Source organism: Exiguobacterium artemiae 255-15 (genome assembly GCF_000019905.1).
In the GTDB taxonomy this organism is placed as follows: Bacteria; Bacillota; Bacilli; order Exiguobacteriales; family Exiguobacteriaceae; genus Exiguobacterium_A; species Exiguobacterium_A artemiae.
The window spans coordinates 2,169,276-2,183,930 of sequence record NC_010556.1 but is presented as its reverse complement, the minus strand read 5'-3'; the positions used below and the strand labels follow the sequence as shown (position 1 = coordinate 2,183,930).

The window sequence follows — 14,655 nt, the reverse complement described above, 5'->3', positions numbered from 1 at the left end:
GACTGAGAAACACATAGATATGAAACTTCTGAAAACGTTTCATTTACAGGCGAAATATAATCAAGTGAGGATGGAGGAAACAGGATGGTCCAACTAAATGTCCGTACAGCATACAGTCCGTTGCAAAGTACGATTCGGATGGATCGTTATCTCGATGAAGTGAAGCGACGCGGCTTTTCGGCTGCGGCGATTTGTGAGACTTCTTTGACAGGCGTCCCGGCATTTATGGCAGGCTGTAAGCAACGGGAACTGATTCCGATCGTCGGATTCGAACAAGTCATAGAACCGGATGAACTTACGATTCTATGGTATGCGAAAACAAGCCTTGGATTAAAAGTACTTTACCGGCTGGCCAGTGAAATGCCGGTTGAAGATTACTCGGAGCTGATTGCCGTCCTCGAACCGAAACGTCAGGCACCGGAAGATGAAGCGCGCTTGCGGCGTCTCGTCGCCCAGTGGATGGGATCAGCACACAAAGCCACGATTTTACTTGGTGTCAAGGCAGTCCGTTCGACTGTTGAACGCGACAGCAGGGAACGATACCGTCAAGCGGCAAATGCCCTGGGAATTGAAACGATTCCGATTGATCCCGTCCGTTATCTCTTTCGCGAAGAGGCAGATGCGTTTCAAGCCCTGCGTGCCATTGACGAAGGTACGATGTTCGCTGAACAAAAGGTCAGCCGATCGGCTCATCTTAAACTGACGGAAGAATTACAGGATCAGTTTACGGACCGGGAATTGCGGTTGTTAACACGGTGGGCGGAGTCGCAGGAGACGCTGACGTTACCTTTTCAATCGCGTCCTCTTCCACAGGTGACGGATGATTCGAATCACGCCCTGAACCGGTTGGCGCACGATGGTTTACTTGCACATGGACATGTCGGGGAAGAAGCGACGAAACGGCTGCAGTATGAACTCGAAGTTATTGAAAAAACAGGATTTGCGGACTATTTTCTGATTGTTGAAGATTTGGTTCGCCACGCGAAAAGTGAAGGAATCCGTGTCGGCCCGGGACGTGGATCGGCTGCCGGATCACTCGTCAGTTATGCCCTCGGGATTACGACTGTCGATCCGCTGAAGTACGGTTTGTTATTTGAACGGTTCCTGAATCCGGAACGGATCACGATGCCTGATATCGATATTGACATTGAAGATGCGCGGCGGGAGGAAGTGCTTGAGTACCTGGTCGAGCGGTACGGCAAGCAACATGTCGGTCAAATCGGAACGTTATCGACTCTTGGAGCGAAAGCCGCCCTGCGTGATGTAGCACGGGCATTGGAATTTTCGAAAGATGAAACCGACGCGGCGGCAAAACAATTGGGAAAAGTGACGACGCTACAAGGGCTCGAGCAACAAGCATCCATTTACCGCTGGTTCTCGGGCAGTGAAAAACGACGTCAATTGTTACAGCTGGCTCAAGCGATTGAAGGATTACCGAGACAACGTTCGATTCATGCTGCCGGCGTCATCATCGGTTCAGAGGAATTGATCGAGACGACACCGGTTGATTTACATGCAAGTGGACGGTTCGTCACACAATATTTAATGAAGGCAATCGAACAACAAGGTTTGCTGAAGATCGACTTGCTTGGATTACGTAATTTAACACGGTTACGGCAGATGGAGCAGTTGATTCAGCATGCGTACCCTGATTTCTCGGTCGAACGGATACCGGACGAGGACAAAGCGACGTTACGGTTGTTTGCCAAAGGAGAGACGGATCAAATCTTCCAATTTGAATCGGCAGGGATGAAACAGACGCTGCGCGAAGTCAAGCCGAACCGGTTTGAGGATTTAGTCGCGACGATGTCACTGTTCCGTCCGGGACCGATGAAGTTCATCGATCTCTATGCGAAACGAAAAGCCGGTCAACCTTATCAAATGGTTCATCCGATTTTAGAAGAAATTTTAACCGCGACCTACGGCGTTATCGTCTATCAGGAACAAATCATGGAGATTACACGCCGGGTTGCCGGATTTACGCTGGCTCAAGCCGATTTGCTGCGGCGGGCGATTTCGAAAAAAAGCAGTCAGTCTGTAGAAGCGGAAAAGAAACGTTTTATCGAAGGGGCATTGCAAAACGGTTTTGATTTAACGGTTGCCGAAACGTTGTACGATCAAATCGAACGGTTTGCCGGTTATGGATTTAATCGCAGTCATGCTGTTGCCTATACCAAAATCAGTTATGCACTCGGATATATGAAAGCCCATTATCCGCAAATCTTTTCATTGGTATCGATTGATCAACCGGAACGTCTCGTCCGCGTCATGCGGGAAAAACGGCTTCCGGTATTGCCGCCCGATATTTGGATGTCGGATTTCCGTTCGACATTAGAAGGCAAAGGAATCCGGCTCGGAATTCAGACGCTTCGGGGAATTACGGAAAAAGACTTTCATACGTTACGTGAAGCCGCGAAAACCTCGCAGACGATCACACAGTTATTGTCGGCAGTCGGGTGGGGGAAAAAGGAACGGGCGAAGATTGAGCTGTTGTTGTACAGCGGGGCGTTTGATCGTTCGACTCATGGAGACCGGGGGCTTGCAGAACAGGAGGTCCTCGACTACTTTACGATGGCTTCGAATACGCTGCTTCCGGACGAACTCGCAAGCCTTGGACGGAGAAAAACAACAACACAAACGAACCGGACAGCAACCGATTGGGCACGCCTTGAGCGCGAGTCACTTGGATTTTGGCTGACCTATTCTCCGTTGATGACCGCGATGAAGCCGCCTGTTGAGACGACACATTTCCAAACCCTCTCGCTGGAAGGGAATCAAACCAACTACTTGGTTTGTTATATTGAGCAAATCCGTGAATTCAAAACGAAGCGTGCCCAGACAATGGCAGTCATTCATGCCGTCGACGGGTATACGACGGAGGAAGTCGTTGTCTTTCCGCAACAGTATGCCGCGTTCAAACGTTCGTTGTATATCGGAAACGTGCTGTTGATTGAAGTGAAGGTGCAGGAACGTGAGGGAGATCGTCAATTCGTCCTCGAGCGGTTGCGTCCTTTGGGGCAGGACGTCTTATTCGTCAAACTGCCGTCTAAAAATGATCTCGCTGTTCTGGAACGGATGCTCGAATCGGCCCCGGGTGATATTCCGGTCGTCGTACGTTATGCCGATACGAATGAAACCAAGCCGTTACCGGGAATTTATGCCGTTCAGCAGGAAGAGGAATTGATGGCCCAACTCCGGATTCGCTTCGGGGAAGCGAATATCATCCTGAAAAATGTGCCGCGTTCGAACTAGTAGTAGGTAATAAGATTTGTTATAATAAGGCGTAATTGGTCTGACCAATGACCGCCGGAATAAGGAAATGACGCATGCGTCAGGAAGGTGGTGCTGTACAAAATGGAGAAAAAGCGGAATGCTTTTGAAACGAATATTTCAGCAATCAAAACGATGATCGAAAAGGATGGCTTTGTGCCGGGAGATCGAATTCCATCAGAACGTGAATTGGCAGAACGACTGTCGATCAGCCGTCCTTCGGTGCGGGAAGCACTTCGGACGCTCGCTTATCTCGGAATCATCGAGACAAGGCACGGGGGAGGCAGTTTTCTTTTAAACCGGGATGACCATACCTACATTCAGATCATCGCACAATTTTTAGTGACCGGCGATTCAAAATTTGAAGATTTGGCAGGAACACTTCGTTTGCTTGAACAGGCAGCTTTTGTTCAACTCGCAGACGTGTCCATTCTAGAAGAGCACGTCGATTCCGATGCGGCATTTCGGGAAACGCTGATCGCTACAATCGATAATGATTTGTTTGAGAGGATCTGGCGGCAAGTGAATGCCTTCTATCAAAGTTTTGGTCAAGGGGAGCTCTATACGCGAGCGGAACGGGAAGCTTTTCTAAAACGCTCGTAGGAACCACAAGGGGGAACTAACGTGCAAGCATTTTTTCGAAAACCTAAAAAATTTGTCACTCTGACGTCAAAGGAACAGCGGGTCGATGTACCGGTTGGTTTAATGACAAAATGTCCGAAGTGCAAACTGATCCAATATACGAAACAACTCGAAGCGAACTTAAAAGTCTGTGTCTGTGGATACCATCATCCGTTAACAGCGACTGAACGATTTGAACAATTATTTGATGCGGGAACGATTACGTATTTTGATTTACCGGCAGTCAAGGCCGATCCACTCGATTTTCAGGATTACCCTGAAAAGCTGAAAGGTGATCAAGTGCGGACAGGACTTGAAGAAGCGATTGTCTGCGGTGTCGGTCAAGTCAACGGATATCCGCTCGTCGCCTGTGTCATGGACGCCCGTTTCCGGATGGGCTCAATGGGAGCAGCAGTCGGAGCAGCGATTTCGGAAGCAATCCGTTACGCGACAAAAGAAAGATTACCCGTAACGATTTTTTCAGCTTCAGGTGGAGCACGCATGCAGGAAGGAATGGTCAGCCTGATGCAGATGGCGAAATCAAGCTTATTCCTGAAACAGCATTCTGATGCCGGATTGCTCTACGTTTCATGTATGACGCATCCGACGACAGGTGGAGTATCGGCAAGTTTTGCCATGTTAGGCGATTTTAATATCGCAGAACCCGGCGCTTTGATCGGCTTTGCCGGCCGGCGGATCATTGAACAGACGATTCGTGAAAAATTACCGGAAGACTTCCAAACGTCAGAGTTCTTACTGCAGGCGGGACAACTCGACGATGTCGTATCGCGACACGACTTGAAAACCTACTACACACGAATTCTGATGATGCACTCGGAGGAAACCAATCATGCAACCATTTGATCAACCAGTAATCGCATTGCGCAAAAAAATATTAGAACTGCACGATATGGCAGAGACGCAAGGCCTTGATTTCAAAGAAGAACTGAATTTATTGGAAGAGCGGCTGCGTCGGTTAGAACTCGATATTTACGGGAATATGAAAGCGTGGAACCGTGTGCAACTGGCACGGCACCCGGAACGTCCGACGACACTCGATTATGTGCGCTTGATTTGTGACGACTTCATTGAATTGCATGGTGATCGGCATGGATATGACGATGCAGCCATCGTCGGAGGTATTGCAATGCTGAATGGACAAGCCGTAACGGTGATTGGTCATCAGCGGGGGAAAGATACGAAGGAAAATATCCGCCGTAACTTTGGTATGCCGCATCCTGAAGGGTACCGGAAAGCTTTACGGTTGATGCAACAAGCAGTGAAGTTCAATCGTCCCATCATTACATTCATTGATACAAAAGGCGCATATCCCGGCCGTGCAGCGGAAGAGCGCGGACAAAGTGAAGCCATTGCGAAAAACCTGTTTGAAATGGCCGGAATGCCGGTCCCGATTATTTCGATCGTCATCGGCGAAGGCGGATCGGGCGGAGCACTCGGAATCGGTGTCTGCGATCAGCTGTTGATGTTGGAGAACTCCACGTACTCCGTCATTTCACCTGAAGGTGCAGCTGCCCTTCTTTGGAAAGACGCCAGTCTCGCGGAGAAAGCGGCGGAATCGATGCAAATCACGGCGCCTGATTTACTGCGACTCGGGATTGCGGATGGCATCATCTCAGAAGTCATCGGTGGAGCGCATTTAGATGTTTCATTACAGGCGGACAAACTAAAATCTGTTCTAGAACAAAAGCTTGCCCAACTGACCCGTTTGACACCAGAACAGTTAATCGAGAAGCGTACAGAAAAATATCACCAAATTGGCACATAACCTGCATGTAATCGCTATCATGATTGGCATTCCTTATTTCGTGAGAGGATGAACAAACTGCTGTAGAAAGTTTATGCAGTCTGCCCTGTTGTAAAACAACAAAACTACGTGCTATTTTAGACTAAGATTAATAGAGAGGTGATTAACGTGAGTTTGAAACGGATTGCTATTTTAACAAGTGGTGGCGATGCACCCGGCATGAATGCCGCAGTGCGTGCTGTAACACGTAAGGCGATTTTTCATGGACTGGAAGTGTTTGGTGTCTACAACGGATACCAAGGTCTGATTAACGGAGATCTCGTCCAATTGAACCTTGGTTCAGTCGGTGACATCATCCAACGGGGTGGAACGTTCCTGCGTTCTGCACGTTGCCCGGAATTCCGGACTGAAGAAGGACGCGCGAAAGCTGTCGTCAATCTGAAGAAATTCGAAATCGATGCACTCGTCGTCGTTGGTGGTGACGGGTCTTATCGTGGTGCTCAAAAATTGACGGGACTCGGTTTCCCGACGATCGGTCTTCCGGGAACGATTGATAACGACATCCCGGGTACGGATTACACGATTGGTTTCGATACAGCCCTCAATACGGCACTCGAAGCCATCGATAAGATCCGTGACACGGCGTCGTCACATGAGCGGACATATGTCATCGAAGTCATGGGACGCGACGCAGGGGATATCGCACTATATGCTGGATTAGCCGGCGGAGCGGAATCAATCCTGGTTCCGGAACGTCCGGAAGATTTAAAAGAAGTCTTGAACCGGATTCAAAGCGGTGTCAATCGTGGTAAGAAACACTCGATCGTTATCGTAGCGGAAGGTGCCGGACGTGCGCAGGATGTTGGAGACGAGATTGCCAAGGAAACAGGACTTGATACACGTGTCACGGTATTAGGTCATGTTCAACGCGGCGGTGCGCCGACAGCTGCTGACCGTGTACTGGCAAGCCGGATGGGTGCCTATGCGATTGACATCCTGCTTGAAGGTAAGCAAGGACGTGTCGTAGGTGTACGCGGCGGTAAGATGGTCGATCTTGATATCGACGAAGCATTGGATGAAAACAAACACGAACTGGATCTCGAAATCTTAGAGTTGTCAAAACAACTATCCATCTAAGGTAGACTGACATTCGTCGTATTGGTATAGGTTTATTGGCATTGTGATCGAACAGCCAAACATTGTAGGAGGTTTATGGAATATGCGCAGAACTAAAATTGTATGTACGATTGGACCGGCGTCAGAAAAACGTCTTCCAGAAATGATTGAAGCGGGTATGAACGTTGCTCGTCTTAACTTCTCACACGGTGACTATGAAGAACATGGTGCCCGCATCACGGATATCCGTCGTGCAGCAGAAGAAGCAAACAAATTAGTTACGATTCTTTTAGATACAAAAGGTCCGGAAATCCGCACGCATACGTTTGAAGAAGGTAAAGCCCTCCTCGTACGCGGCAAACAAGTTATCGTCGTCAGCGGTGACGCAAACGAAATCGTCGGTACAGCTGACAAGTTCTCTGTCACATACGACGGTTTATACGATGATGTCGAAGTCGGTTCAATGATTATGCTTGATGACGGGTTAATCGGACTCCGTGTCGCAGAAAAACTCGACAACCGTGAACTTCTTTGCGACATCGAAAACGAAGGAATCATTAAAACGAAAAAAGGGGTTAACTTACCAAATGTAAAAGTTAACTTGCCTGCTTTGACAGACAAAGACATCGCAGACATCGAGTTCGGAATTAAGAGCGACATCGATTTGATCGCTGCTTCATTCGTGCGTCGTGCGTCTGACGTTGTTGCGATTCGTCAATTGCTCGAAAAACACAATGCCAGCCACATCAAAATCTTCCCGAAAATCGAAAACCAGGAAGGTGTCGCCAACATCGAAGAAATCATCGCGATTTCTGACGGTTTGATGGTCGCACGTGGTGATCTCGGGATCGAAATTCCGACTGAAGAAGTCACGCCGACACAAAAAGATCTCATCAAAATTTGTAATGACTACGGTAAACCGGTCATCACAGCAACGCAGATGCTTGACTCGATGCAACGTTTCCCGCGTCCGACACGTGCGGAAGCATCAGACGTCGCCAACGCAATTCTTGATGGAACAGATGCCATCATGCTTTCAGGTGAAACAGCAGCCGGGGACTACCCGATTGAATCTGTTCAAATGATGCACACGATTGCGAAGCGTACGGAGAAAATGCTCGACTACAAAATGCTCTTGAAAGATCGTCAAACACGCAGTGAGCACACTGTGACGGATGCGATCGCTCAAGCGGTTACGCATACAGCCATCAACCTGGACGCAAAAGCAATCTTGACACCGACACAGTCTGGTTACACAGCTGCCCGGATTTCAAAATACCGTCCAGAGCCAAACATCGTTGCCGTCACACCGAGCGCGCGTGTTGCACGTCAACTCAACATCGTTTGGGGTGTTTATCCGATCGTTGTCGATCACCTCTCAGACAACACGGATGACATGTTGACACTTGCTGCTGATACAGCAAAAGAAGCAGGATTCGTCACAGACGGTGACCTCGTCGTCATCTCTGCAGGTATCCCGGCTCTTACAGCAGGTACAACAAACATGTTGAAAATTCACATCGTCGGTAAAGAAATCACAAACGGTCGCGGAATCGGTGAACGTGGTGTCGTTGGCGAAGTCGTCATCGCGCATACAGCTGAAGAAGCAAACGCAAAAGCAAAACCAGGCATGATTCTTGTCACGAACTCAACGGATCGCGACATGATGCCTGCAATCGAGATGGCTGCAGCAATGGTCACAGTAGACGGCGGATTGACTAGCCATGCTGGAATCGTTGGTCCTTCACTCGGTAAACCGGTTATCGTCGGTGTTGAAAACGCCATGACAATCTTCACGGATGGTCAACGTATTTCAATCGATCCGTTAACAGGTAAATTGTACAACGCATAATCACTGAAACGGATGTGGCGAAAGCCATATCCGTTTTTTCAAATCGGGGGTTTTAACATGGAAGCCTATCTGTTTTTGATCGGTCTCGTGTTGATCGGTGTCATCGCTCAAAACAAATCATTGATCATTGCAGCTGCTTTTTTGCTGATCATTAAGGCGATTGGTCTCGACGGACGTCTGTTTCCGTCTTTACAGGCGAAAGGCATCACCTGGGGAGTCACGTTGATCACAGCGGCCATCCTGGTACCGATTGCTACGGGAGACATCGGATTCAGGGAACTGCTCAACAGCGTACGGGGACATATCGGTATCATTTCGTTTTTAGCGGGAATTTTTGTCGCAATCATTGCGGCCCACGGTGTGGGTCTGATGAAGGAAGATCCCCTCGTCACGACAGCGTTGCTTGCCGGAACGATTCTTGCAGTCGGATTGTTTCGGGGTGTGCCGGTCGGTCCTTTAATCGGAGCGGGAATCGCCGCTCTTGTCATCGGGATGTGGGACATCATCGTCAAAGCAATCAGCGGCTAAGGGATGTTGTAATAGGGAACAGAATTAATTTTTTGATAATAGTATGCAAGTTCGTTCACTTTTTGGTTAATTTTGTTTATACTAAGAACAGAAACAAGATGGTCTATTCAGGAGCAAACGGTTCGATGTGGGGAACGACTCTTGCTTAGACGTCTTTTTTTCAATACGGAAATGAAAGCGTTTTAAATTTCTGGGGGAAAAAAAGGGGGATTTTTGTATGACACAAACAAAAGGTTTAGAAGGAATCGTCGCAACATCATCGAAGATCAGTTCGATCATCGATGGTCAGTTGACGTATGGTGGGTATACAATTGATGATTTGGCGGAGCACGCCTCATTTGAAGAAGTGGTCTTTTTACTTTGGAATGACCGCTTACCAAAAGAAGACGAACTGAAGCAATTGTCAGAAGCTTTGATTTCTGAAGCGACGGTTGCACCAGCAGTCCTTGAGACATTAAAAGTGGCGCCAAAAACCGCTAACGCGATGTCAGCCATCCGAACGGCTTTGTCACAACTTGCATTATATGATGAATCGGTGGAAGATATGTCGACAGAGGCGAATTACGCTAAAGCCATCAAACTCCAAGCGCAGATTGCGACACTCGTGACTGCATATGCACGAATCAAAAAAGGTCAAGAGCCGGTTGCACCGAAAGCTGGACTTTCATATGCAGCGAATTTCCTCTACATGCTGACAGGCGAAGAGCCGACAGAAGTAGCAGAAAAAGCCTTTAACCAGGCGCTTGTCCTGCACGCGGATCATGAGCTGAACGCTTCAACATTTACGGCGCGTGTCTGTGTCGCGACGTTGTCTGACATCTATTCAGGTGTCACGGCTGCCATGGGTGCTTTGAAAGGTCCGCTTCACGGTGGAGCGAACGAAGCCGTCATGAAGATGTTGGTTGAAATTGATTCAGTTGAAAAGGTTGACGAGTATGTTCATAATAAGTTTAAGAACAAGGAAAAAATCATGGGCTTCGGTCACCGTGTCTATAAGGACGGCGACCCGCGTGCGAAGCATCTCCAAGAGATGAGCCGTCAATTGACAGCACAAATCGGAGAACCGAAATGGTATGAGATGTCAGTGAAGATTGACGAAATCGTCCAATCGGAAAAAGGATTGAAACCAAATGTTGATTTCTATTCGGCTTCGACGTACCATGCACTTGGACTTGATACGGAATTGTTTACACCAATCTTTGCCGTTAGTCGTATGTCAGGTTGGTTAGCGCACATTTTAGAGCAGTATAGCGACAACCGCCTCATTCGTCCACGCGCCGATTATATTGGTGAAACACACCGGACATACGTGTCCATGAACGAACGTTAAAAAGGCGGAGAGGAGAAATCCTCTCCTGCTTTTTGATGACATCAATCATATTCAAGGGGGATTTTACAAATGGCTACAATTCAAGGCGAAAACATCACAGTAACAGACGGAACACTTAACGTACCGAATTCACCAATCATTCCATTCATCATCGGTGATGGCACTGGACCTGATATTTGGAATGCTGCAGTTCGTGTCTTCGACGCTGCTGTCGAAAAAGCATATAACGGCGAGAAGAAAATTGAGTGGAAAGAAGTCTACGCCGGAGAAAAAGCCTTCAACAAAACAGGCAACTGGCTTCCTGAAGAAACACTTGATCTGATTCGTGAACATATCATCGCAATCAAAGGACCACTCACGACACCAGTCGGCGGCGGAATCCGGTCGTTAAACGTTGCGCTTCGTCAAGAACTTGATTTATATACATGTCTTCGTCCGGTCCGTTACTTCACAGGCGTTCCTTCACCGGTTAAACGTCCAGAAGATACAGATATGGTCATCTTCCGCGAAAACACAGAAGATATCTATGCTGGAATCGAGTACGCATCAGGCAGCGAAGAAGCACAAAAATTACTTAACTTCCTGCAAACAGAGATGGGTGTCAACAAGATCCGTTTCCCTGAAACATCTGGTCTCGGAATCAAGCCGATTTCAAAAGAAGGAACAGAACGTCTTGTCCGTGCAGCAATCGAATATGCACTTGAAAACAAACGCGCTTCATTGACGCTCGTCCACAAAGGAAACATCATGAAGTTCACGGAAGGCGCATTCAAAAACTGGGGTTATGAACTCGCAGAACGTGAATATGCAGAACACGTCTTCACATGGAACCAATATGACCGTATCAAAGATGAAGAAGGTGCTGATGCAGCGAACAAAGCACAGTCTGAAGCAGAAGCAGCCGGCAAATTGATCGTTAAAGACTCGATTGCTGATATCTTCTTACAACAAATCTTGACGCGTCCAAAAGAATTCGATGTCGTTGCAACAATGAACTTAAACGGAGACTACATTTCAGATGCGCTTGCAGCACAAGTCGGCGGAATCGGGATTGCACCGGGTGCCAACATCAACTACATGACGGGCCACGCAATCTTTGAAGCGACTCACGGTACAGCACCGAAGTATGCAGGACTTGATAAAGTAAACCCATCTTCTGTCATTCTTTCAGGAGAAATGATGTTCCGTCACCTCGGATGGAATGAAGTCGCAGACTTAATCATTCAGTCAATGGAAAAATCAATTGAAGGCAAAGTCGTCACATATGATTTCGCACGTCTCATGGATGGCGCAACAGAAGTGAAATGTTCTGAATTCGCAGATGAACTCATCAAGAATATGTAATCTTGCATAGGGGGACGGGACAATGAATCGACGGAAAAAGATTTCGGTGATTGGTAGCGGATTTACTGGAGCGACGACGGCACTGTATCTCGCTCAAAAAGAGTTAGGGGATATCGTGCTCGTCGATATGCCGCAACAGGAAAACGCAACCAAAGGAAAAGCACTTGATATGCAGGAAACAGCACCGATTCAAAGTTTTGACGCCTGGATCAACGGAACATCTGATTATCAAGACATTCAAGGTTCTGACATCGTCGTCATTACGGCGGGGATTGCCAGAAAACCGGGGATGAGTCGTGAAGATCTTGTCAGCACGAATGCAAACGTCATGAAAGCCGTCACGAAAGAAATCGTGACCCATGCACCGGAATCGATCATCATCGTGTTGACGAACCCTGTCGATGCGATGACGTATACCGTCTTTCAAGCATCCGGTTTTCCGAAAGAACGCGTCATCGGTCAGTCCGGTGTGCTCGATACAGCACGTTTCCGGACGTTCGTCGCAATGGAACTGAATGTCTCCGTTAAGGATATCTCCGGATTCGTGCTCGGTGGGCATGGCGACGATATGGTACCGTTGTTACGTTATTCCTACGCGGGCGGAATTCCGCTGGAGAAACTGCTGACACCGGAACGATTAGCTGCCATCGTCGAACGGACACGCAAAGGCGGCGGTGAAATCGTTCAGTTACTCGGGAATGGTTCGGCCTATTACGCACCGGCAGCGGCCATCGTCGAGATGGTGGAAGCGATTCTAAAAGATCAGCGGCGCATTTTGCCGGCGATTGCCTATCTCGAAGGAGAATACGGGTATGAGGACTTGTATCTCGGTGTTCCGACCATTCTTGGTGGGAACGGCGTAGAACAGGTACTTGAGTTGGACTTGACGTCAGAAGAAAAGCAAGGGCTGGATCGATCTGTTTCAACGGTCCGTTCTGTGTTGGAAATGCTCTGACTTCAATTTTAGTAAACAAGGCATCCAATCAATAGATTGGGTGTCTTTTTGTATTGGATTAAAAAATCTTCTTTTTGTAAGAAACATGTAACATGAATGCCTGGTTTTTAGGGTAAACCTTTACAGTAGACCTTTTTTTTAAAACTTTAAAGGGGGAAATTTCATGCGCGCCGTTACGTATCAAGGTACAAAAAATGTCGAAGTGAAAGATGTCCAGGATCCGTCGATTGAGAAGAACGATGATATCATCGTCAAGATTACGTCTACTGCCATCTGTGGGTCAGATTTGCATATCTATCAAGGAAACATGCCGGCGAAAAAAGATTATGTCATTGGACATGAACCGATGGGGATTGTTGAAGAAGTTGGTCCGGATGTGACGAAGGTCAAGCGGGGAGACCGAGTTGTCCTGCCGTTCAACGTCGCGTGTGGACATTGTTTCTTTTGTGAACACGATATGGAGAGTCAGTGCGATAACTCTAATGGAAACCCTCATGTTGATACAGGCGGGTATTTCGGATTTACGGAAGAATTCGGCGGGCATCCGGGCGGTCAGGCAGAGTACTTAAAAGTCCCGTTTGGAAACTTCATGCCGCTCGTTGTTCCTGAATCATGTGAACTGGAAGACGAAGCGTTGTTGTTTTTATCAGACGTCATTCCGACAGCATACTGGAGCGTCATCAATTCGGGAGTCAAAAAAGGGGATACGGTCGTCATTCTCGGGTCGGGGCCGGTCGGATTGATGACACAGAAATTTGCCTGGATGCAAGGAGCAAAACGGGTCATTGCCGTGGATCAGCAGGTATACCGGTTAAATCATGCCAAGATGACGAACCGCGTCGAAACAGTCAATTTGCAGGATCACAAAGAGACCGGTCAATATCTGAAGGAACTGACTCAGGGCGGCGCAGATGTCGTCATTGATTGTGTCGGACTGGACGGTAAGATGTCGGCTGTTGAAAAAGTGGAACAAAAAGTCGGTTTGCAAGGCGGAACGTTGAGTGCCATCAATATCGCGAAAGATGCTGTTCGGAAATTTGGAACCGTCCAATTGACGGGTGTCTATGCCAAAAAATACAATCAGTTCCCGCTCGGAGATTTCTTTACGCGGAACATCACGCTCAAGATGGGACAGGCTCCGGTCGTTCATCTGATGCCCGAATTGTTCCAAAAAATCATCAATCAGGAGTTTGATCCAACCGATATCATTACGCACAAAATCGATTTGGAACAGGCAGCCCATGCCTATCAAACGTTTAACGATCATGAGGACGGGTGCATTAAAGTCATTTTAAAACCATAACGCAATCAGCAAAAAGACCGCTTCGATATCCGAAGCGGTCTTTTATGTGAAAAAATTATATCCGATGTACCAGGTGGGCGTTACGATCAGAAGAACAAGACGGGCCATAGGAAACCTACGGCAAGACCAAGCAGAAGACCCACGAAGACCTGGAACTCGGTGTGTCCGACCAGTTCATTGAGCAAAGGTGTCTTGTGCCGGATTCCTTTGAAATAATCATTTAACAGCTTGGCCTGTAACCCGACGGCTTGGCGAACGCCGGTCGCATCATACATGATGATGACAGCGAAAATGGCGGCAAGTGCAAACAGGGAAGAACTAAAGCCTTCTTGAAAACCAATCACGACAGCCAGTGCGACGACAGTCGAACTATGTGAACTCGGCATGCCCCCTGAAGCAAACATGATTTCAAGGTCAAATTTTTTTGTTTTGATTAAACCGGTGACGAGTTTAGCGGCTTGTGCGATAAACCAGGCTGTAATTGCTGCAAACAGCGGGTGATTCCATTCCATATTCATTCCTCCACATGATCACGATATGTAACTGTTTCCCCAATTCCGCCATTTCAACA

The 14,655-nt window shown here is 47.8% G+C and carries 12 protein-coding genes; 11 read left to right on the top strand and 1 reads right to left on the bottom strand.

All coding sequences use genetic code 11. The features are described from left to right. Nucleotides 1–84: 84 nt before the first annotated feature. The 11 genes from dnaE (at nt 85) to EXIG_RS11260 (ending at nt 14,084) form a co-directional block, all read left to right on the top strand. A complete protein-coding gene (gene dnaE, locus EXIG_RS11310; protein WP_012371085.1) occupies nt 85–3,252 on the top strand; it encodes a DNA polymerase III subunit alpha in 3,168 nt (1,055 codons plus the stop codon). Between the two features lie 102 nt (nt 3,253–3,354). Continuing rightward, nucleotides 3,355–3,873 carry a FadR/GntR family transcriptional regulator gene (locus tag EXIG_RS11305; protein ID WP_012371084.1) on the top strand — a complete coding sequence of 173 codons (519 nt, stop codon included), beginning with the start codon at nt 3,355–3,357 and terminating at the stop codon, nt 3,871–3,873. 21 nt (nt 3,874–3,894) lie between these two features. Beyond that, nucleotides 3,895–4,755 carry an acetyl-CoA carboxylase, carboxyltransferase subunit beta gene (gene accD, locus EXIG_RS11300; RefSeq protein WP_012371083.1) on the top strand — a complete coding sequence of 287 codons (861 nt, stop codon included), beginning with the start codon at nt 3,895–3,897 and terminating at the stop codon, nt 4,753–4,755. After that, nucleotides 4,742–5,677, top strand: a complete 936-nt coding sequence (locus EXIG_RS11295) for an acetyl-CoA carboxylase carboxyltransferase subunit alpha (protein ID WP_012371082.1) — start codon at nt 4,742–4,744, stop codon at nt 5,675–5,677. The genes accD and EXIG_RS11295 overlap by 14 nt, the downstream gene beginning before the upstream one ends. A 153-nt stretch (nt 5,678–5,830) precedes the next feature. Continuing rightward, a complete protein-coding gene (gene pfkA / locus EXIG_RS11290) occupies nt 5,831–6,793 on the top strand; it encodes a 6-phosphofructokinase (RefSeq protein WP_326930248.1) in 963 nt (320 codons plus the stop codon). An 82-nt stretch (nt 6,794–6,875) separates the two neighbouring features. After that, the gene (gene pyk / locus EXIG_RS11285; RefSeq protein ID WP_012371080.1) at nt 6,876–8,624 is read left to right on the top strand and encodes a pyruvate kinase; all 1,749 of its coding nucleotides are present in this window, start codon (nt 6,876–6,878) and stop codon (nt 8,622–8,624) included. A 57-nt stretch (nt 8,625–8,681) separates the two neighbouring features. Further along, nucleotides 8,682–9,152, top strand: a complete 471-nt coding sequence (locus EXIG_RS11280; RefSeq protein ID WP_012371079.1) for a DUF441 domain-containing protein — start codon at nt 8,682–8,684, stop codon at nt 9,150–9,152. Nucleotides 9,153–9,369: 217 nt separating this feature from the next. After that, the gene (citZ, locus tag EXIG_RS11275; protein WP_012371078.1) at nt 9,370–10,482 is read left to right on the top strand and encodes a citrate synthase; all 1,113 of its coding nucleotides are present in this window, start codon (nt 9,370–9,372) and stop codon (nt 10,480–10,482) included. Nucleotides 10,483–10,551: 69 nt separating this feature from the next. Next, complete coding sequence (gene icd / locus EXIG_RS11270) at nt 10,552–11,826, top strand: NADP-dependent isocitrate dehydrogenase (protein WP_012371077.1); 1,275 nt, start codon at nt 10,552–10,554, stop codon at nt 11,824–11,826. 22 nt (nt 11,827–11,848) lie between these two features. Continuing rightward, nucleotides 11,849–12,781, top strand: a complete 933-nt coding sequence (gene mdh, locus EXIG_RS11265) for a malate dehydrogenase (protein WP_012371076.1) — start codon at nt 11,849–11,851, stop codon at nt 12,779–12,781. Between the two features lie 163 nt (nt 12,782–12,944). Further along, entirely contained in the window at nt 12,945–14,084 is a 1,140-nt protein-coding gene (locus EXIG_RS11260; protein ID WP_012371075.1) for a zinc-dependent alcohol dehydrogenase, read from the top strand. Nucleotides 14,085–14,170: 86 nt separating this feature from the next. Here EXIG_RS11260 and EXIG_RS11255 read toward each other — a convergent pair whose 3' ends face one another. Beyond that, nucleotides 14,171–14,602, bottom strand: coding sequence for a divergent PAP2 family protein (locus EXIG_RS11255; RefSeq protein WP_369835016.1), 432 nt, complete (start codon nt 14,600–14,602; stop codon nt 14,171–14,173). Between the last annotated feature and the right edge of the window lie 53 nt (nt 14,603–14,655).

What these genes read in the sequence shown, in the direction of transcription:
- EXIG_RS11295 (WP_012371082.1), top strand. Translation starts at nt 4,742, where the DNA reads ATGCAACCATTTGATCAACCAGTAATCGCATTGCGCAAAAAAATATTA.
- EXIG_RS11305 (WP_012371084.1), top strand. Translation starts at nt 3,355, where the DNA reads ATGGAGAAAAAGCGGAATGCTTTTGAAACGAATATTTCAGCAATCAAA.
- icd (WP_012371077.1), top strand. Translation starts at nt 10,552, where the DNA reads ATGGCTACAATTCAAGGCGAAAACATCACAGTAACAGACGGAACACTT.
- EXIG_RS11255 (WP_369835016.1), bottom strand. Translation starts at nt 14,602, where the DNA reads ATGAATATGGAATGGAATCACCCGCTGTTTGCAGCAATTACAGCCTGG.
- mdh (WP_012371076.1), top strand. Translation starts at nt 11,849, where the DNA reads ATGAATCGACGGAAAAAGATTTCGGTGATTGGTAGCGGATTTACTGGA.
- EXIG_RS11280 (WP_012371079.1), top strand. Translation starts at nt 8,682, where the DNA reads ATGGAAGCCTATCTGTTTTTGATCGGTCTCGTGTTGATCGGTGTCATC.
- EXIG_RS11260 (WP_012371075.1), top strand. Translation starts at nt 12,945, where the DNA reads ATGCGCGCCGTTACGTATCAAGGTACAAAAAATGTCGAAGTGAAAGAT.
- dnaE (WP_012371085.1), top strand. Translation starts at nt 85, where the DNA reads ATGGTCCAACTAAATGTCCGTACAGCATACAGTCCGTTGCAAAGTACG.
- pyk (WP_012371080.1), top strand. Translation starts at nt 6,876, where the DNA reads ATGCGCAGAACTAAAATTGTATGTACGATTGGACCGGCGTCAGAAAAA.
- citZ (WP_012371078.1), top strand. Translation starts at nt 9,370, where the DNA reads ATGACACAAACAAAAGGTTTAGAAGGAATCGTCGCAACATCATCGAAG.